The organism is Gilliamella sp. LMG 34360, from assembly GCF_984568995.1.
Window position 1 is genome coordinate 3,051,937 of the sequence record NZ_OZ474900.1, and the last position, 20,076, is coordinate 3,072,012.

General features: G+C 31.9%; 17 protein-coding genes. 10 read left to right on the plus strand and 7 right to left on the minus strand.

The genetic code is table 11. The features are described from left to right. The first annotated feature begins 129 nt into the window (after positions 1-129). The 3 genes from AC5LW9_RS13740 (at position 130) to AC5LW9_RS13750 (ending at position 5,322) form a co-directional block, all read left to right on the plus strand. Positions 130-3,153, plus strand: coding sequence for a DUF2339 domain-containing protein (locus tag AC5LW9_RS13740; RefSeq protein ID WP_493456079.1), 3,024 nt, complete (start codon positions 130-132; stop codon positions 3,151-3,153). A 149-nt stretch (positions 3,154-3,302) separates the two neighbouring features. Further along, the gene (locus AC5LW9_RS13745) at positions 3,303-4,697 is read left to right on the plus strand and encodes a DUF3999 family protein (RefSeq protein WP_493456080.1); all 1,395 of its coding nucleotides are present in this window, start codon (positions 3,303-3,305) and stop codon (positions 4,695-4,697) included. 106 nt (positions 4,698-4,803) lie between these two features. Next, the gene (locus AC5LW9_RS13750) at positions 4,804-5,322 is read left to right on the plus strand and encodes an endonuclease V (protein ID WP_493456081.1); all 519 of its coding nucleotides are present in this window, start codon (positions 4,804-4,806) and stop codon (positions 5,320-5,322) included. 58 nt (positions 5,323-5,380) lie between these two features. Here the strand turns inward: AC5LW9_RS13750 and glnS are convergent, their stop codons facing one another. The 4 genes from glnS to AC5LW9_RS13770 form a co-directional block, all read right to left on the minus strand. Next, positions 5,381-7,057, minus strand: a complete 1,677-nt coding sequence (glnS, locus tag AC5LW9_RS13755) for a glutamine--tRNA ligase (RefSeq protein ID WP_493456082.1) — start codon at positions 7,055-7,057, stop codon at positions 5,381-5,383. A 238-nt stretch (positions 7,058-7,295) separates the two neighbouring features. Next, positions 7,296-8,507, minus strand: a complete 1,212-nt coding sequence (locus AC5LW9_RS13760) for an MFS transporter (RefSeq protein ID WP_493456083.1) — start codon at positions 8,505-8,507, stop codon at positions 7,296-7,298. A gap of 122 nt (positions 8,508-8,629) precedes the next feature. After that, positions 8,630-9,973, minus strand: coding sequence for an ATP-binding protein (locus AC5LW9_RS13765; protein ID WP_493456084.1), 1,344 nt, complete (start codon positions 9,971-9,973; stop codon positions 8,630-8,632). Further along, positions 9,970-10,698, minus strand: coding sequence for a winged helix-turn-helix domain-containing protein (locus tag AC5LW9_RS13770; protein WP_198227533.1), 729 nt, complete (start codon positions 10,696-10,698; stop codon positions 9,970-9,972). The genes AC5LW9_RS13765 and AC5LW9_RS13770 overlap by 4 nt, the downstream gene beginning before the upstream one ends. Positions 10,699-10,856: 158 nt before the next feature. On the opposite strand from AC5LW9_RS13770, the gene AC5LW9_RS13775 reads away from it, so the two are divergent. The 4 genes from AC5LW9_RS13775 to AC5LW9_RS13790 are packed head-to-tail and all read left to right on the plus strand — an operon-like array spanning position 10,857 to position 13,191. After that, on the plus strand, positions 10,857-11,585 hold the full coding sequence (locus AC5LW9_RS13775; protein ID WP_198236446.1) for an MtnX-like HAD-IB family phosphatase: 729 nt from the start codon (positions 10,857-10,859) through the stop codon (positions 11,583-11,585). Between the two features lie 13 nt (positions 11,586-11,598). Further along, the gene (locus tag AC5LW9_RS13780; protein ID WP_198227535.1) at positions 11,599-12,432 is read left to right on the plus strand and encodes an alpha/beta hydrolase; all 834 of its coding nucleotides are present in this window, start codon (positions 11,599-11,601) and stop codon (positions 12,430-12,432) included. Continuing rightward, positions 12,432-12,788, plus strand: coding sequence for an EamA family transporter (locus AC5LW9_RS13785; RefSeq protein WP_065603399.1), 357 nt, complete (start codon positions 12,432-12,434; stop codon positions 12,786-12,788). Before AC5LW9_RS13780 ends, AC5LW9_RS13785 begins: the two co-directional genes overlap by 1 nt. A gap of 1 nt (position 12,789) precedes the next feature. Next, on the plus strand, positions 12,790-13,191 hold the full coding sequence (locus AC5LW9_RS13790) for a DMT family transporter (RefSeq protein ID WP_198227536.1): 402 nt from the start codon (positions 12,790-12,792) through the stop codon (positions 13,189-13,191). A gap of 79 nt (positions 13,192-13,270) precedes the next feature. On the opposite strand, the gene AC5LW9_RS13795 is transcribed toward AC5LW9_RS13790, so the two are convergent. The 3 genes from AC5LW9_RS13795 to AC5LW9_RS13805 form a co-directional block, all read right to left on the minus strand. After that, a complete protein-coding gene (locus tag AC5LW9_RS13795; RefSeq protein WP_493456085.1) occupies positions 13,271-14,143 on the minus strand; it encodes an arginase family protein in 873 nt (290 codons plus the stop codon). Further along, positions 14,140-15,189 carry a GNAT family N-acetyltransferase gene (locus tag AC5LW9_RS13800; RefSeq protein WP_493456086.1) on the minus strand — a complete coding sequence of 350 codons (1,050 nt, stop codon included), beginning with the start codon at positions 15,187-15,189 and terminating at the stop codon, positions 14,140-14,142. The genes AC5LW9_RS13795 and AC5LW9_RS13800 overlap by 4 nt, the downstream gene beginning before the upstream one ends. A gap of 77 nt (positions 15,190-15,266) precedes the next feature. Then, entirely contained in the window at positions 15,267-16,676 is a 1,410-nt protein-coding gene (locus AC5LW9_RS13805; RefSeq protein ID WP_232352494.1) for an aspartate aminotransferase family protein, read from the minus strand. A gap of 165 nt (positions 16,677-16,841) precedes the next feature. Between AC5LW9_RS13805 and AC5LW9_RS13810 the strand changes: the two genes are divergently transcribed. The 3 genes from AC5LW9_RS13810 to ompA all read left to right on the plus strand — a co-directional run bounded on the left by AC5LW9_RS13810 (position 16,842) and on the right by ompA (position 19,920). Next, a complete protein-coding gene (locus AC5LW9_RS13810) occupies positions 16,842-17,591 on the plus strand; it encodes a MipA/OmpV family protein (protein WP_198227542.1) in 750 nt (249 codons plus the stop codon). A gap of 125 nt (positions 17,592-17,716) precedes the next feature. Then, complete coding sequence (locus tag AC5LW9_RS13815) at positions 17,717-18,625, plus strand: recombination-associated protein RdgC (RefSeq protein WP_198227544.1); 909 nt, start codon at positions 17,717-17,719, stop codon at positions 18,623-18,625. A 191-nt stretch (positions 18,626-18,816) separates the two neighbouring features. Next, complete coding sequence (gene ompA / locus AC5LW9_RS13820; protein WP_198227546.1) at positions 18,817-19,920, plus strand: porin OmpA; 1,104 nt, start codon at positions 18,817-18,819, stop codon at positions 19,918-19,920. Positions 19,921-20,076 lie beyond the last annotated feature (156 nt).

Below are 20,076 nucleotides of genomic sequence, written 5' to 3' on the forward strand. Positions count from 1 at the left end.
ATATCAAAATTAACTAAATATAAGTAAATTAATGCAAAAATATTAATTTGCTATAAAATAAAATACATATTACTGATAAAAACTATAAATAGTAATTATCATTTTTATGAATTATAAGGAAAATTTAAAGTGGAATTTATTTTTTTATTCCTCATTATTATCGCTCTGTTTATTGGAGTATTTGTTAATTTTTATAATTTAAAAGAACAAATTTGGGTATTACAAAATCAACTGACGGAATTACAAAAGCATCTTTTATCTTTTACGCAGCAACATTATGTATCAAATAAAGCTAATGTTGAAGAAGAAGAAAGTTATACAGATCAAACATCTTCTACCCCTACAGTTAATAACAATCTTGATCCCCAAAACAAAAACAATTCTATTGAAATTAAACAAAGTGCCGAAATAACTCAATCAATGATTAATACTCATTGTGATGAAACAGAAAACTTTTCGGAATCATTAATACCAGAAATAGAAGTAAAACAGCCTTTAAGTCACTACCATCAAGAATCAACATTTTCAACTTTGGCATTTAATGAAAAAAATGATCAAGCTTTAGATGACTTAGTTAATCAAACTAATTTAGAACCAATAGCTGAAAAAGTAGTGGGTGTTGAACATAATAAACAATACTATGAAAAACAAACATTTACAGAGAAAGCATCATCAATACCTATAACCAACTCAGATAGTCAACCTGAAATTAAAGAGGTGTCACAAAATACATTTAATTCAAACCATAAACAATCAGAAGACAATGAAATCAATATCGGTTATGTTTTTTTCAATTGGTTAATTAAAGGTAATATCATTGCGAAAGTTGCAATTGTGATCCTGTTTTTAGGATTATCTTATCTATTTAAATATAGTATTGAGCATAACTACATGTCACCTGAAATCAGAATTCTAGGTGCCGTAATATTAGGTATTGGATTATTAGCTGCTGGATGGAAATTACGATTAAAACGCCAAATTTATGCCCTTATTTTACAGGGAGGGGGTATTGCTGTTTTATATCTTACTATTTTTGCAGCTTTCAAGTTATACGAGTTAGTTCCAGCTTTACTTACCTTTGCTATTTTAGTTGTTATATGTTCTACCAGTATTTTATTTGCAATATTACAAAGAGCAATGAGCTTGGCAATTATTGCTTGTGTTGGGGGATATGTAACACCAATTTTATTATCTGACGGTTCTGGTAACCATGTTGCATTATTTAGTTATTATTTAATGATTTCAACAGCAATATTGCTAATCAGTATCACACAATCTTGGAGAAGTCTTAATTTATTAGGATTTTTATTTACTTTTGTCATCTCGTTAGTTTGGGGAATAAATAATTTCACTTCAGAATTCTATATTGAATGTCAAATATTTATATTTGCCAATTTAGTTATCTACGGGATTTTAGCTGTATTATTATCAGTCCGAAGCATACGTACAGAAGAGTATCAAAATATAATTGATTTGCTGTTACTATTTGGTGCACCATTATGCGGGTTTGGATTACAATATGCTATTACTCAACAGTGGGAATTTGGTCCTGCATTTTCATCATTAGGATTTGGATTATTCTATCTTGCTGGTGCCTATATCATTTTACATAAATGGAAATCACTAGCTAAAACAATATCATTATTTTGGCTAGCTATTGGGGTTTCATTTATTACATTATCTATTCCGCTGGCACTTAGCGCCAATTGGACCGCTTTATTATGGATGTTTGAAGGAACAGCCATTACTTGGATTACGCTATCTCAAAAATATTACCGAACAGCTTTATTTGGTGTATTAATCACGTTACTAGGTATCATTTCGGTATTGATATCTTTAGCATATTATCAAATAACCCCAATATTATTCACTTTACTTTCAGGAATAAGCAGTATTATTTTATTTATTAATGCTTGTTTGTGGCATTACTATGGACAAAAAACTGAAATAACTAGAGTGATAAAATTATCTTATTTATCTATTTCTATTATTAGTTGGATATTATGGATTTTATTGAGTGTTCCACTATTTTTAGATCAAACCCCTTTTGAAATTTCATTAATTTTATTATGTGAAACTGCTTCAGTTTGGTTATGGTATTTCATAGGTAGAAAAATTAATTGGAGTATTATATGTAATGGGATGTTATTACTCTGGATTGCACTGATTATAAGCTTATATAAAAGTGAGAGCGCCTCATGTTATTATTTATCCGACTATTGGATTTGCAGTTTAGCTTGGATCATAACGTTCATAAGCTGTTATGTTTATTTATATAAAATAAATTCAGCAAAAATTAATAATAATCTATCAAATGATAACCATCTAATTTTACTACATATTAGCCTGTTTTGGACGCTATTATACTGGTTACTTCAAGAATTAATTCATATATTCGATGCCTTACCATGGGGATATGAAGTCATAAAATGGAGTTTAATGGCAACCATCGCATGTAGTATTATTTTACTGTTTTATTTTCTTATTAAACGCCAATATATTACTTCATTCTTATTAATAAAAAGTTATTGGGCTGTGGGCTTACTTCCCCTAATTGGATACATTGCATACTATTTGGTTGCGGGTCTAAGCATGAGTGGTCAAATTATCTATTGGAGTTATATTCCAATTATTAATCCACTTGAAGAAAGTGCTATTTTTAGCTTACTCATGTTTAGCGTTTGGATAAAATTAATGACAAATTATGTGCAATTTGACAATAAAACAACAGACTTTGTTAGCTGGAACATTCCATTACCTAATTGGATTTTAATATCGTTAGCAACCTTAACATTTCTTTGGGGTAATAGTGTCGTATTGCGCTGTTTGAGTCAAATATTTGATATCTCTTGGAACACACATACTTTGTGGCACAATAATATTGTACAAATGACCGCATCGCTCCTCTGGATGCTAAGCGCTGTAATTTTAATCGCTATTGGACACCGTTATTCTTTTCGTAAAATATGGTATAGCGGACAGTTAATTCAAATCACCGTAATTATTAAACTAATATTTGTTGATATACAAGAAACTGATGGTTTATTACGTGCATTTGCATTTATTGGTATAGCATTATTAATGTTATTAATCGGTTACTTAGCACCTATACCGCCAAAACAAAGTGATGAAGATATAACCATAAAAAATTAAAAAATGATATAAAAAGATTATAAAAACAATTTAATTTAATGACTTTAAGTGATTATTTTGAAAAATTCAGGAAAAATAAAATTGATTTGTTCGTAGTTAAAAGAAAATTAAGTTCCTGAATAATTATTTATATTAATGGATAGAAAATTATGAAAAAAATCTTATTCAGCTCCCTTTTGCTAATAAGTGGATTGTGTCAAGCAACTGATCAAACTAATCAATATGCTTATGGCGCTATAATAGAAATTAGTGATAATACTAGCATGTATAATCGAATAGACTTGACCAGTGAAGTTTATACTCAAACATTATCAAACACATTAGATGATGTACGCGTTTTCAATCATAAAGGTCAACTAGTGCCTTTTGCCTTAGTGAATGTTTATCAACAATATGATGAAAATGATACCTTTCCTGTCACTGTATACTCATTAGATAATACTCAACAATCTTATAAAAAAGAGGAACAACAAAATAAGCATCCAATAGATCAATACAGTATTAATATCAATAATAAAAATGTGCAAATTTACCTTGATAACACGAGTAAACAGGAGGAATATAGCGCAACCTACTTGTTACAAATCCCTAATGAAATTAAATTAGAACAACCATTCAGTCGTTTATCTATTGATTTTGATACATCCAAAAATCTGAATTGGCAAGCAACAGCTAACCTACTTTATAGTAATGATTTAAAAAAATGGCAAACTGCAATTAATGATATTCCTATAATGTCCTTGACAGATAACAACAATAATCAATCATTAAAAGTTAATACTATTGATTTACCGTCCGGTATTAATTTCAAATCTAACTATTGGATTTTACGATTAAAATCCGATAAGAAAATAGTTCCTAGTATTAAAGGAGTTGAATTTACGTCAAGAAAACAAATGCCAACAAAGGCTCTTTATCCTATTAATTTCGATTTAATTTCTGCAAATGAGCAAGAGGCTATTTATCAGTTACCAACATCACTACCAATAAAAGAACTCTCAATTAAACTAAAAAATGAGCGAACTGTCTTACCTGCAAGTATCTATTATAAAATTAGTGATAGTGATAAAACGTGGCATAAACTTGATGATTTTATTTTTCGGCGTATAAATGATGATAAAGGTCAATCAATTAAAATTAATAATTCAGTACTAAATATTAAACAGCTAAAAATCAAAGCAATTAATGCTTCTTTAAATGATGCTCCTCTCGTGACTGCTTATCGCTATCGAATGAGTGTTATTTTCAACAGTGCCAATAATGGACCTTTCATTCTTGCTTGGGGGTCAGCCAATGCTCAACCCGCTTCATTAAGCGAAAAAGCTCTACTTAATGACTCAATATCCCCTCAAAATGTGCCTGAAGCTTATTTAGGTGATAATGTCAAGTTAGGCAACAAAAAAGTATTATCTAAAACAGAAAATGTTTCAACTAAATCACCTATATTATTAAAATTGTTAATTTGGGGTGTTTTAATTGCAGCTTCAATATTTTTAATGTTTTTAGCTTTGAAATTATTAAAAGAAATGAAAAAGTTAGAATAATAAAAAAGATTATATTATTAGATTTGATAAAACCATATTAACATTTTGATATTGTAAAAATATCAATACTATTGACTTATAAAATAACTTAGGGAAAATAAGATAAATGATTCTTGCAATTGATGTTTATTATATAAATAACCAAGCAAAATCTGTAGGTATTTTATTTAATCATTGGACCGATAATAAATCAGATATTAAAAAAATCATTATTGACTATCAAAATAATGTTGCCCCCTATCAATCAGGTCAATTTTATCAACGAGAACTACCTTGCATAATGTCACTTTTAAATAAAATTGATTTAAGTAAAATTACCACTATTGTTATTGATGGATATGTACACTTGAATAACGGTAAGATAGGGTTGGGAGGCTATTTATATAATACTTTAGATAAGAAAATACCTGTTATTGGAGTAGCGAAAAAACCCTTTTATGAAAATAATGAATATTTAATTGAAGTAGTTCGAGGGCAAAGTAAGCATCCTTTATATGTCACCGCGTTAGGTATATCATTAGAAGAGGCTGCGGAAAATATAAAATTAATGTCAGGTAAATATAGAATGCCTGATTTGCTTAACTATTTGGATCAACAAACAAAATTATTTAAATTTGAAGATTAAAGATAAAATTATTGATAATTCGCCGACCTAAATCGGCGAATATCATACATATTATAGCTTAAGCATCGTTCCAGCTATCTCTCAAACCCACAGTTCGATTAAATACCAAATTATCATCTGAAGCATATTTGCTGTCTAAACAAAAATATCCTTCACGTTCAAATTGAAAAGCCTTACCTACCTCAGCATATTGTAAACTTGGTTCAACAAAACCTTTTTTGATCAATAAAGAATTAGGATTAATGGTTGATAAAAAGTCATCAGCCGATCCAGGATTTGGCGTATTAAACAAACGATCATAAAGACGAATTTCAGCTGGCTTAGCAAATTTAGCTGACACCCAATGAATCACCCCTTTAACTTTACGCCCATCTTCAGGATTTTTATTTAACGTAGCTGGATCGTAAGTACAGTAAATAGTTTGGATATTACCTTCTGCATCTTTTTCAACGCGATCAGCACGAATCACATAAGCATTACGCAAACGAACTTCTTTTCCTAAAACTAAACGTTTATAATTTTTGTTAGCTTCTTCTCTAAAATCAGCTCGATCGATATAAATTTCACGAGTAAAAGTTACTTCACGATTTCCTAACTCTGGACGATTAGGATGATTTGGCATGCTTAATACTTCATCAATTGTTTCTGAAAAGTTTTCAATTACCACTTTAATAGGATCAAGCACAGCCATAGCTCGTGGCGCATTTTCATTAAGATCTTCACGAATACAAAACTCTAGCGTGCTCATCTCAACAGTATTTTCTTGCTTTGTTACGCCAATGCGACGACAAAATTCACGAATTGAAGCGGGTGTATACCCACGACGACGTAGACCTGAAACAGTGGGCATACGTGGATCATTCCAACCATCAACAATCTTTTCTGTGACTAACAGTGTCAATTTACGTTTAGAAGTTATTGCATATTCTAAATTTAAACGAGAAAACTCATACTGATGTGGCCGTGCTTCAATGGTGATATTATCCAATACCCAATCATATAAACGGCGGTTATCTTGGAACTCAAGTGTACAGAGAGAATGAGTAATGTTTTCAATCGCATCAGATATACAATGGGTAAAGTCATACATTGGATAGATACACCACTTATTACCTGTTTGGTGATGCTCTGCAAATTTAATGCGATATAAAACAGGATCTCGCATAACGATGAATGGTGATGCCATATCAATTTTAGCGCGTAAACAAGCTTTCCCTTCTGCAAATTTACCTTCTTTCATTTGTTTAAAAAGCACTAAATTGTCATCAACACTACGGTCACGGTAGGGACTATTTTTACCTGGTTGGGTTAGAGTTCCTCGATATTCGCGGATTTCATCAGCTGATAATTCATCAACATAAGCAAGACCTTTTTCGATAAGCTCAATAGCATACTCATATAAACGGTCGAAATAATCAGATGAATAACAAATTTCACCATCCCATTCAAAACCTAACCAGCGTACATCTTCTTTAATTGACTCAACATATTCAATATCTTCTTTAGCTGGATTAGTATCATCAAAACGTAAATTACATTTACCTTGATAATCTTGAGCAAGACCAAAGTTTAAACATATTGATTTAGCATGGCCTATATGTAAATAACCATTTGGTTCCGGTGGAAAACGAGTATGCGTTGTTTTATATTTTCCTGCTGCAAGATCTGCATCAATAATTTGGCGAATAAAATTTGTTGGACGATTATCAGTCTCAGCCGGTAGTGAACCGCTCATAAAAAAACCTCTGATTATATATTTCAACGACGAATTTAAAAATTTGTTCGATCACTTTTTATCATTTTGACCAAAGAATATAACAAATTTTTTGTTTTTCTGAAATGGAAAAAACAGACTTTTTATATTGATAAAACAATATGTTTCATTACAATTTATGCATATCTGTGATTTCTGACAAGATAGCCTGCAAGTAACGATGATTAAAAATAGATAATATCATTACGATATGTTAAATTTAGTTAGCAGTTTGTCTTTCGCTGACAAATAGCATTGCGGTTATTCCAACCATTGTAATAACTGCCGCTAAGTAAAAACCACTATTTAAACTTCCTGTTTTATCGGCAATCAAACCTGTAAAATAAGGAGCACAAATCGATGCAGTCATGCCAAAAAAATTATACAGCCCAAATGCAGTACTTAATGATACTTTAGGAGCATTATCAGCAACTAAAGCTATCAGTACAGGATTTAAACTAATTTTACCAATAAAACCATATAATACAAGCACTGCAATAAGTTCAATATAAGAATGACAATACACTATTGAAAAAATTGCAATTAGTGATAATGGCATCATAAATAATATTACAGGTTTGCGACGACCCAATTTATCAGAAATATAACTACATAATATTGTCCCAATAATTGAGATCCAAGGCACAATTGATGCAATTTGTGAGGCTTCTATTTTGTTCATGCCCCTTTCTACTTCAAGATAGTTTGGCAACCAAGTAATAATAACAAAGAAAGCATAAATAGAACAAAAGATGGTGATATAAGCTAAAACAAGATTACGATTTTTAAAAAGTTGAGAAAAATTAGTTTTTTGAGAACTTGATATTTCAACTAAAGCACTTCCTTTTTCTTTAATACAAAAAATCATTAAAAGAGTAACTATTACTATTGGAATTGCAACCATCACAAACGGTATTTTCCATGAAGTATTGAAAAGCGAAATCATCACACTTGAAAGATAATATCCCATCGCGATACCAAATGACATACCACTACCAATAATTGCACTACCTAATGTTATCCATTTTTTGGGGATTGCTTCGGTAGATAAGGCATATTGTGGTCCATAATAACATCCTTGTGCCGCACCGGCTAATATCCAAAGTATAAGGAAAGTTGAGAATGAAGACGCAAAATATACACAAGCTATAAAGATAGCATAGAGAAAAAATCCTGTAACTAAAACACGTTTACGACCTATTCTATCACCAAGAACGCCTGATGGTATTTGAAACAATGTATAAGCAAGAAAAAACAAGCTCATAATGCCCCCTGTTTGGGCTTTAGTTAAACCAAACTGAGTTTGTAACTCACCTACTAAAGGACTTAAAACAGATCTTCCGGCATAAATAACAATCCAACCCAAAAAGAAAATAACAACTAATCTAATCCAATAAGATTTAGGAGTTGAATGCTTTGAGTCATCGATCATAATATTTACCTCACAGTTCAATAGAGTAAATATTATCTTATGATAGCTTCCTATAAATATATTACAGGAACTTCACAATTATGATTAATTTTAATAATAACGGATTAATTATAAAAAAATAATTAAGGATAGCTAGACTTCAATGAAACCACAAACCTTGCTCCACCAAGAGGGCTGGTAACAACGAAAGCATTACCATTATGAAACTCTGCCATTAATTTGACATAAGCTAATCCAAGACCATAACCACCAGTAGAACGTGTTCGACTGGTATCAAGTCTGGCAAAAGGCATAAAAATCTTTTCACGCGCTTCAAACGGAATGCCTAGACCATCGTCATCAATTTCAATTATTACACTATTTTTTTGTTTTGTAATATTTAAAACTGCTTTATGTGTTGCATATTTAAATGCATTAAGAAGTAAATTTTTAACAATTGTTTCTGCTAAATTAGTATCAATTATAGCTAAAACATCTTGACTATTGCATGTTAACTCAAATCCTTTAGGTTTAAATAGTGCTAAAGATTGGCAAACTTTTTCACCCCATTGTTTTAATGAAACTTGTGTTAAATTTAACTCAATATTACTTTGTTGCATTTTAAAGTAATTTAAGCTGGCACTAATTAAGGTTTCCAGTTCGTTAATATCATCACTCATCCCTTTTTGTAAAAGCAATTTTTCTTGTTCATCATTAGATTCTTCAAGCATACTGAGCTCAAATCGCATACGGGCAAGCGGGGTACGCAATTCATGCGCCATAGCATGAGAAATAGTTTGATTAGTACTAACTAAATGTTCTATATGTGTTCCCATATTATTCAGTACATTTGCTAGCGGTTTAAATAACCAACCTTTAACGTTTTCAGTTCTAGCTTTCAAATTGCCCTGCCCAAGCTGTTCTGCAGTTTGTCTTATGTTTACTAAATCTTTCCAAACTGCACTAAAAGCGAAATAGATTAGAATGAAAAAGATTATCGCACTAAATAGCGCCCAAATAATTAAAAAAACAGTTAATGACATAGTGTTAGACTGTAAAATATCGCGCATCACGATAGGGCCTAATTGTAATAAATTACCATCATTTAAATCAATGTAGACGACTTCTTTATCACTATCATAAGAAAAACCAAGATTTTTTAATTCGTGAGAAACTGAATGGGGCAAAGCAATATCGATTGGTAAAATTTCTATTGAGTAGCCAAAATAAGGTTGTAACTCGTCAACAACTTCTTGCAAAGGTCGATTTTTATTTTCGTTAATTCTCATCCGAATCAAGTTTACAGTACCTCGTTGTGACTCACGAAATACAACATGGTCATCAGGCATATCGGTTAACGAGGAAGGTAAAGAGTCAAACACCAATAAAGCGCCATAAGCAATAATACATTGCAAAGAAAGTAAAATAACCAGATAAAATACAATTCGTCGATTGAAAAATAGTGGTTTGGCTAATAAATGGCTCAATGACTGTCCCCTTCACGCATAAATAAATAACCTTTTCCTCGAACTGTTTTAATTCGTGATGGATTGTCAGGATCATCAAGTAATTTACGGCGAAGTCTTGATATACGGGAATCAATTGAACGATCGCTACCGTCAAAATCAATACCGCGAACTTGTGAAAAAATATCATCCCTAGATAGAATGTTTCCAGCATTATTGGCTAATAACCATAGAAGATCAAATTCAGCGGTAGTTAAATCTATCTCTTGCTCTTGTAATATTACTTTCCTATTTTCACCATCTATAACTAAATTATCAAAAATAAGGGTTTTATTATTTAAAGGTATAACTAATTCTTTGCCATTATCTTTTTCAGTTTCTATCTGTTTTCGTCGTAATAAGGCACGAATTCGAGCAAGCAATAACCTTGGTTCAACTGGTTTTGCCAAATAATCATCAGCGCCAAGTTCGAGTCCTACAATTTCATCAATGTTATCTTCACTGGCTGTCATGATCAAAATAAAGTTGGCGAACCACCCACGTATATCACGACAAATATCAAAACCTGATTTTTTTGGTAACATGACATCTAATATGACCAAATCTGGATTGAGTTGGTGAATTTTTTCTTCTGCACCTTCGCCACTATTATGCCAGTCAACGATATACCCTTGCCGAACAAGGTATACTTGTATGAGGTTGGCTAATCTTGGGTCGTCTTCAATGATTAATATACGTTCGCTCATTATAGGTTCTCATTACTATAGCTTATACCTAGTGAAACCTCATTATACAGACAATTTCACCCTCGTTACAAAATATATACAAAGAGCCCACAAAGTTTAAATCTTCTTTATGAGAGAATTTATGCCATTATCTATAATTAGACTATTTTAATTTTAAAATGAATACTTTTTCATCAATTGCTACCCATCTTTTTCATCCATCTTATACTCAGCATCAGACCCCTATCGTCTTATGTGATTTTGATGGAACCATCAGTGTTAAAGATGTAACTGATACATTACTAAGTTATTTCGGTCAAGATGGTTGTGATGAGCTCGAAGAATTGTGGGTTAATGGCAAAATTGGTTCTCAAGAATGCATGAGCAAACAAATTGCTTTAATGGATGCTAGCTTAGAAGAAGTCAATCAAGTTCTTTCCAAAATTGAAATTGACCCAATGTTTAAATCTTTTATAAATTATACCCAACAAAATAATATTCCTGTGCACGTGGTGAGTGATGGGTTAGATTACGCAATCCAGTTTGTATTAAAGCGTCATAGTATTGAAAATTTACCCATTTTTGCCAATAAGTTACTTCATAATAATGCTCGTAGTTGGCGACTTGAATTTCCTTATGCCAATAAGGATTGTATTAAACAAAGTGGTAATTGCAAATGCAATCATGTTAAAAAACAACAATATTTTCCCCAAATACTTTATGTAGGAGATGGTACCTCAGATTACTGTGTATCACATAATGTTGATTATGTTTTTGCCAAAGACAAGCTTGTGAACTACTGCGAAAAAAATAAGATTATGCACTGTGCTATCAATAGTTTTGCTGATGTGACCAAAGCGTTAAAACAAGCACAACATTCTTTAATTCCCATCATGATAGTAAAATAATAAAGGAAGAATAATGAGTACAATGCAAGATTTATCTTATTTTTTACCTGGTAATAAAAATGGTGTATTACTAATTCATGGCTTAACAGGTACTCCTAATGAAATGCGAATCTTAGCTAATGGTTTACACAAGGCTGGTTTTACAGTTTATGCTATTCAACTAGCTGGTCATTGTGGTACGGAAGCTGATCTTTGTAAAACATCTTGGCAAGATTGGTACCAAAGCGTACAAGAAGGTGCTAATTACTTAGCCCAACATGTTGATAATGTTTTTGTTGCTGGGTTATCAATGGGTGCGCTATTAGCACTCAAACTAGCTGCTGACAGACCTGATCAGATTAAGGGGGTTGGAGTTTTAGCACCAACTTTTTATTATGATGGCTGGAGTATGCCTTTTTGGGCAAAAAAATTCTTCTTTTTGTTAGTCTATTTTAAAAAATTAGGGATTTTTCAAAAAGTTTCTTTTATTGAAAAACCGCCTTATGGACTTAAAGATGAACGAATTCGAGCCGTCGTATCTGAAAGCATGTTAAATGGTGATGCTGCTTCAGCAGGACTTGCAGGAAACCCATTCCCAGCACTTGCTGAAATGCAATTACTCGCCAAGAATGTGCGAGCACAGCTATCAAAAGTTGTTTCACCATGTTTAATTATGCATTCAGGTAATGATGATATCGCCAATATTGAAACCAATGCAAAACTAGTTGAAAAACACGTTTCTGGCTCAAAAAAACTAGTGATCTTAAATGAGAGTTATCATTTAATAACAATTGATAGTCAACGTCGAGAAGTGATTAAAGAGTGCATCACATTCTTCAATAACATAGCAGAAGGAATAGAAGCATAATGTCACCATTAGTAATCATACTTTGGGTTAGTAACATCTGTTTTGATACCTTAGGGCAAGTCGCTTTTAAATTTGCGGCTACTTCACCGAATAATCGTGATGGTTGGTATTATTGGCTAGATTTATCAAAAAATCATTGGATTTGGATTGGCATTATATCTTATGTTGCTGAATTTTTATTATGGTTGGCGTTTTTAACCTTAGTTCCACTTTCACAAGGTGTATTGCTGGCCTCATTTAATATTATTACTATTATGCTTGTTGGACGTATTATTTTCAAAGAATTGCTTACCTTTTATCGTTTAATTGGCATGCTATTAATTACAGCTGGCGTCATTTTTGTAGGAATGTCTTAATATGGCGAGATTCTATATTATTGGTTTTTCAATATTACTTTTTTTTGATACTATTGCACAATGTAGTTTTAAATTAACAGCTATCCATGCACAACCTTTAGAAATGAGTATTGATTGGTTAGTACGTGTTTTTACTAATCCTTGGATTTATATCTCAATTACTGGATATATTTTCACTTTTTTTACTTGGATGACGCTATTAAAAAAAGCACCAGTAGGTCCAGCATTTGCCGCATCTCACTTTGAACTAGTAACAGTAATGATTGTATCAATTTGGTTATTTAATGAACCAATTACGTTATTTAAATTAATTGGTACAATTTTAATTGTTTCTGGTATTTTGTTTTTAGCATTAGCGGAAAGCAAATTATCTAAACAGAATTCTTCTAATCACCATTCTTAGATTTGTTTAGAATATTGGAAAAGTAGGTCTGAGTTTTATACTCAAACACCTATATTTTCTCAAACTTTTTTACAATAGTTTATCCTGAAAGGGCTTTTAATAACGTTAGATTAAGTTGATGTTGCTCTTGCTGCCAATTGGAAAGATCATCAGATGATATCATTGGTTGTTTATCTAGTGAACTAAGAAAACGTTTAAACCAATTTGACGACCTCCATATAGAAAGTTCGCCTGTAATATCACTACCAATAAGCCGTGATTTGATTGATGTGATAGTATCAAGGATATGATAAGTTTGTAGTTTACCTTGATCCCAATTGGTATGTACGACTTCCTCACTCAATACATCTTTATCAATTGATAAATAAATCGGCTGTGTACTATGATATTGTTCTGAAAGGAAGCTAGCAATGAGATCAGCTGGTGTAGCGAAATCGCGAAAAGCATGACTTAAACCAATTTTTTTTGCCCAAGCAACATTAACATCTAAGCTCCAATAAGTTAGTTTTTTATGGAAAAGTGGTGACCATCTGTTTTCCCAAAAATGGAAAAGACCAATATCTTGAGATGTAATACCTAATACATGTACATGGCTAACAAAAGGTAAATTTGCCACATAACTAATCCATGAACCACAATGTATACCGAATAAATAACGCATATTATCAGGATGATTATCGAAAACGACAACTTGAATAGGATTATTAGCCGAATATTGTTTAGCTAAACGTTCAATCAATAATAATGAAACATGGTGAAAATCACCACTTCCCATTAATACTGTTCCATATTTATCTGGTAGAGATTGTTGTAACACTTTTTCAAAGTGAAAGAATTTTTTTTCGGTACAGCCAAAGCGAATGGCATCCTGCCATTCTATCACATCGATTGTTCTAGCATTATTTATCTCACCTACACTTCTATCGAAATTGAGTATAATCGGACAGGTCATGATACTCTCCCCTTGTCACTTTCAAAGTGACTTATCAATTTGCGTAATATTACACGTAATATTGGATTACGAATATACACTAGATGTTTAGTAAATGTGAATTTAGCACCCAATGATGCTTTTACTTCAGGATCTGTCCAGCCTGCAATATAATAATTAAATCCTTGTTGCAATGCATATTCAAGATTGAAAAACCAGCTTACAAAGTAAAGATTTAGTTTGCGTGCTTGTGGATAAACCATGCCGATATATTTATCAACCAGCTTATTATTTACTTCAAAACAGATATTATAACCAATAAATTCGCCATTATGATGATAAGTGAAGATATGGGCTTTAGCTGCTTTGCTTTGTAACAATTGAATAAAAAATGATTTAGTTAATAAATCAAAATGTACTTCGCTTTGCTGATAAACATTAAGATAAAGTTGATAATATTCGTCTTGAACTGCTTGATTAAAAAAGCATTCATCCCCACTACGCAAAACATTAATATCTAATTTTTCCCGTGATTTTAATTTTCTTCTAAAATTTTTACGACGACTATACGAAAAACGAGAAAAAATTTCATTAATATCAATAAAATCAATAGGTACCCAAGCTAATGCTTGTCCTTCAACTTCAATATATCCTTGTTCTTTCAACGCTGCAATAAGCTGCTTTGAATAGTGATTATCGTGTTCACTTAATAACGGAGATTCTAAGGGAAGATCTTTAACAATCATAAAAGGATATTGTTTAGCATAAGTTATTTTAAGATGTTTAGCTAATTGATTTGCATCAATCTTATCTGTTAATAATGTATATTCCGAAACAGTTGTTCCAACAAAACATGTTTTTGGCTGTAACCAGTGTTGCCATTTTTTATATAAAGGAAGTTTTTGAATCTTATATTTAAAATCATCACTTGCGGTAGTAAGTAAATCAAACTTGGCAGAAAAAATAGGTACACCATCATCGCTTAACCAAGCTGAAAAATTCTGTGGCGGATAAGTTAAAAAACTGTCTATTAATTCATTTTTTTCTAACTGATTGATATAATTCATAAATATAATAAATGATTGGCTATAAAACGCAACCTGCCAACAAAAGTTGGCAGGAAGGAATGAATAAAGTTAAACTATTAAAGTTCTTTCTTTGCGCGTGTGATTAATTGATCGAGTAATTCAATACCTTGATCGATTTCTTGACGAGAAATATGTAATGATGGAGCAAAAGTAATAACATTTTTGTAGTAACCACCAATATCAAGCACTAGCCCCATCTTGGTTCCTTTCCAGTCAAGATCACCTGACATACCGATATCAACCATCTTATCAACTAATGCTTTATTTGCTGTAAAGCCATCTTCAGTACAAATTTCTGCTCGAAGCGCTAAACCTAAACCATCAACTTCACCAATTTCTTTATGTTTTTTCTCTAAGGTTTTCAGACCCTCAAGGAAATAAGTACCACTATCCATAACCATCTTTTCATAATCTGTTTCAGAGGTCATTTTTAACACTTCAAGACCAACAGCTGTACCAAGAGGATTTGAAGCAAAAGTAGAGTGAGTTGAGCCCACAGGGAATACTTGAGGATTAATTAATTCTTCACGTGCCCATAATCCACCTAATGGATTAAGACCATTAGTTAATGCTTTCGCAAATACTACTACGTCAGGTTTAACATCAAAATGTTCTATTGACCATAATTTACCAGTACGATAGAAGCCCATTTGGATTTCATCAACCACTAATAAAATACCATATTGGTCTAAAACTTTTTTAAGACCTTTAAAGTAATTACGTGGAGGAACAATATAGCCACCCGTTGCTTGTAAAGGTTCAGCATAAAATGCCGCATATTCAGCTTGACCAACTTTTGGATCCCAAACACCGTGGTATTCGGTTTCGAATAAGCGCGCAAATTCAGCAACTAAATGTTCACCATATTCTTCTGCGGTCATTCCCTTTGGACGACGGAAAGGATATGGAAACGGTACAAACATTGCACGATCACCAAAATGGCCATAACGACGACGATAACGATAGCTTGATGTGATTGAAGATGCACCCAATGTGCGACCATGATATCCACCTTGGAAGGCAAACATTAATGATTTACCGCCCGAAGCATTACGCACCAATTTTAATGAGTCTTCAATACATTGAGAACCACCTACATTAAAATGAACTCGACCTTCATAACCAAAACGTTTTTCCATACCTTGAGCAATCGTTTTAGCTAATTCAATTTTGGTTGGATGCAAATATTGGCTTGCACATTGTGGCAAGGTATCAATTTGTTTTTTTAGGACATTATTTAAACGTTCATTGGCATAACCAAAATTACATGCAGAATACCACATTTGTAAGTCAAGGAAAGCTTTGCCTTCTTTGTCATACATATAGCTACCTTCACAGCCATCAAAAATTTTTGGCGGTTCAACATAATGTACTGTGTCACCGAAAGAACAATATTTTGCTTCATCTGCTAATAATGTTGCATCATCAGGACGACTATTAATCATTTCTAGACTTGGTTTACTCATAAGTTATCTCACTAATCGATATTCAAACATGATAAAATATGACATTATTATTAAGGAAATTCATTTGTTACAATGTACAATTAATGTATTGATTGTGTGACCATGAATCCAGATGAATAATATTCTATTAGATATAGCATTATTACTTAAATGGATATAAAAAAGATGAAAAAAACACTTTATGCAATTTCTATTTTATCAATAATTACTTTATCAACTATACCTATAGTATCCGCTAACTCAACATCTATCGGATTAGGTATTGGTTGGGGAAATTCTCCGTACAAAAACTATAGTTCAAAATTTTATCCAGTTCCCCATATTGATTATGATAATGGTCTATTTTTTATAGATGATTTATCTGCTGGTATTTATGCTTATAATACAAATAATCAAAGTTTATCTATTGGAGCACGTTACTTATCTAACGAATTTAAACCACATGATTCCGATAATCATCAATTAAGAATTCTTGATAGCCGTCACTCAACCTTATTAGCAGAAATTGAATACTCTATTGATACCAATTTTGGAAGTTTTTCTAGTAGTATAGGAGTTGATGTATTAAATGAAAGTAATAGTTTATTAGCCAATACTGATTATAGTATTCCTTATATGCAAGGTAGCTTAATAATTGTTCCAACCATAGGCATAAACTGGGCAAACAGCAGACATAACGATTATTATTATGGTATTTCTCATAAAGAATCTTCCCGTTCAAATTTACATTACTTTAATGCTGACAGTTCATTCACGCCCTACGCTGAAATAGGAGCACAATATTTATTAACTGATAATATTGCCACATTTGGTAGTATACATATTGATAAATTAACTGGCGATGCTGCAGACAGTCCAATGGTTGATAATAGTACAGTAACATCTATTTATATGGGTATATCTTATAAATTCTAACTTTAGAAATAGGCAAAGTTCAGATCAATAATAAAACTATAGCTGTTTTACAGTTTATAGGCAGTCAATAAAAACTAAACATGCTAAAATAACAACTATAAACACACTTTAGGAACGATAAATACATGCTCTGGTTTAAAAATGCCATTATTTACCAATTGAATAATGACACTTTACTTAACAAAGATACTATTGAAAAAGCAATTAAATCTCACCTGTTTACGCCATGTGGCAACTTAGACACAACAAAAATGGGTTGGGTTTCACCTTATAATGATAATAATCAAAATGATTTTATTGTCGATATGCAAGGACATTTATTATTACGTATAAAAAAAGAAACCAAAATATTACCAGCGCCCGTCATTAAACAAACTTTATTAGAAAAAATTGATAAACAAGAACAAGCTTTGAGTAGGAAACTAACAAAAAACGAGAAAGCTAACTTAAAAGATGAAGTTATGATTGACTTAATGCCAAGGGCTTTTAGTAAATATAATCATTATTGGCTTTGGATTGATACTGAAAACAAACGTATTGTTGTTGATTGTAGTAGTTTTAAACAAGCCGAAGATATTCTAGCAATTTTACGTAAAGAACTTGGAACATTAGCATTAACTCCATTATCAATTGATAAACCGCTTGAACAGATTATGACAACATGGGTTAAAGAGAAGCTCAATTTCTCACCCTTTATGTTAGGTGACCAAGCTGAACTTAAAGATCCACTTGAAGGCAACGGAATTATTAGCTGTAAAAATCAAGAAATTACAAGCGATGAAATGCGCGTTCATTTTGATTCTGGTAAATGGATTACTAAAATGAAAATTGTCGATGAAAGAGGCGTTAACTTTATCGCTAATTCTGACCTAACATTTAAACGAATTAAATTTGATTCTACTATACTAGATGAAAACGAAGATATAAGTTCAGATGAATCTGATAAACGACTTGAAGCTGACTTTTTTATTATGTCAAGAGTGTTATCAAATACAATTAATGATTTCTCTACAGTGGTTAACAAAATATTTTGATAACATTGTTCAAATTTTTTTGAACACAATATTATTAAATGTAGATTTGCATATAAGATATGCTATAATCAAATGAGATTATGTATACCATAATTAATACAACAATAAGTAATTATTCTTTTATTTAAAGTGAAATTTAAACAAAAGGAAACTAAACATCGTCTATAACAACATTAAAGTTGAGGCAAAAAATGAAAAAAACAACTCTAGCTCTAGCAATCGCAGTTGCAAGCTTAACAGCTACTGCAGCTAATGCAGCATATGAAGATAATACTTTTTATACAGGTGCTAAATTAGGTTGGTCTGAACTCTACAGATTAGATGCAAATAAAATCCGTGAAAACTCTAACGTTGGTGTTAGTACTTCTGATCGTAGTAATATTGGCGGCGGTGCTTTTCTTGGTTTCCAAGCAAATCCTTATTTAGCATTTGAATTAGGTTATGATTGGTTAGGTTCTGCTAAATATAAACAAAGTTACAATAGTCAAGGAACACACCGTGATCTAGGTCACAGCAAAGTGTCGGCACAAGGTGTTTCTTTAACCGGTAAATTAAGCTATCCAATATCATTCATCTCTGATGACCTTGATATTTATGGTCGTGCAGGTGGAATGGTAACTATTGCTAAATGGAAAAATAGCGGTTCAGTTAAAGATTATTACGGACATGGTGGTACAAAAACTGATTTATCTCCTGTTTATGCATTAGGTCTTGACTATCGCTTTGATGAAGACTTCTCTACTCGTTTAGAATATCAATATGTTCAACATATTCACACTAAAACTAATGCATCACCAGACGCAGGCTTGTTAACTTTAGGTATTACTTACCGTTTAGGTTCACCAACTGTAACGCCACCAGAAGTTGAAGTTAAAACACAAGAAAACCGTTATGTATTAAATGAAGATGTCTTATTTTCTTATGCGAAATCTGACTTAAAAGCTGAAGGTCGTCAAGCATTAGACAACTTATTAACATCTCTTGTTAAAATTAACCCAACTCAAAGTGCTATCGTTGTAATTGGTCATACTGACCGCATTGGTTCAGATACCTATAATCAAAAACTTTCTGAACAACGTGCAAATTCAGTAATGAAATACCTAGTAGAAAAAGGTGTTCCAGCTGATTTAATTAGTGCTCGTGGTGTAGGCAAAACACAACCAGTTACAGGTACTAAATGTAATGCACTTCGTGGCGCTAACTTAAAAGCATGTTTAGCACCAGATCGTCGTGTTGAAATTGAAGTTAAAGCTCGTAACATTCAAGAAGTTAGAGTTATTGATACAACACATTAATAGTTACTTCTACTAAAAAACCCGGTTAACCCGGGTTTTTTTATCTATATAATATTTATTCATTAAAATTATATAGTCGCTTCTATCTATAAATTACCCATAAAAAAGATTATAATTACAAAAGCATTGTTAGTAATTAAAATTAAAGGAGTTGCT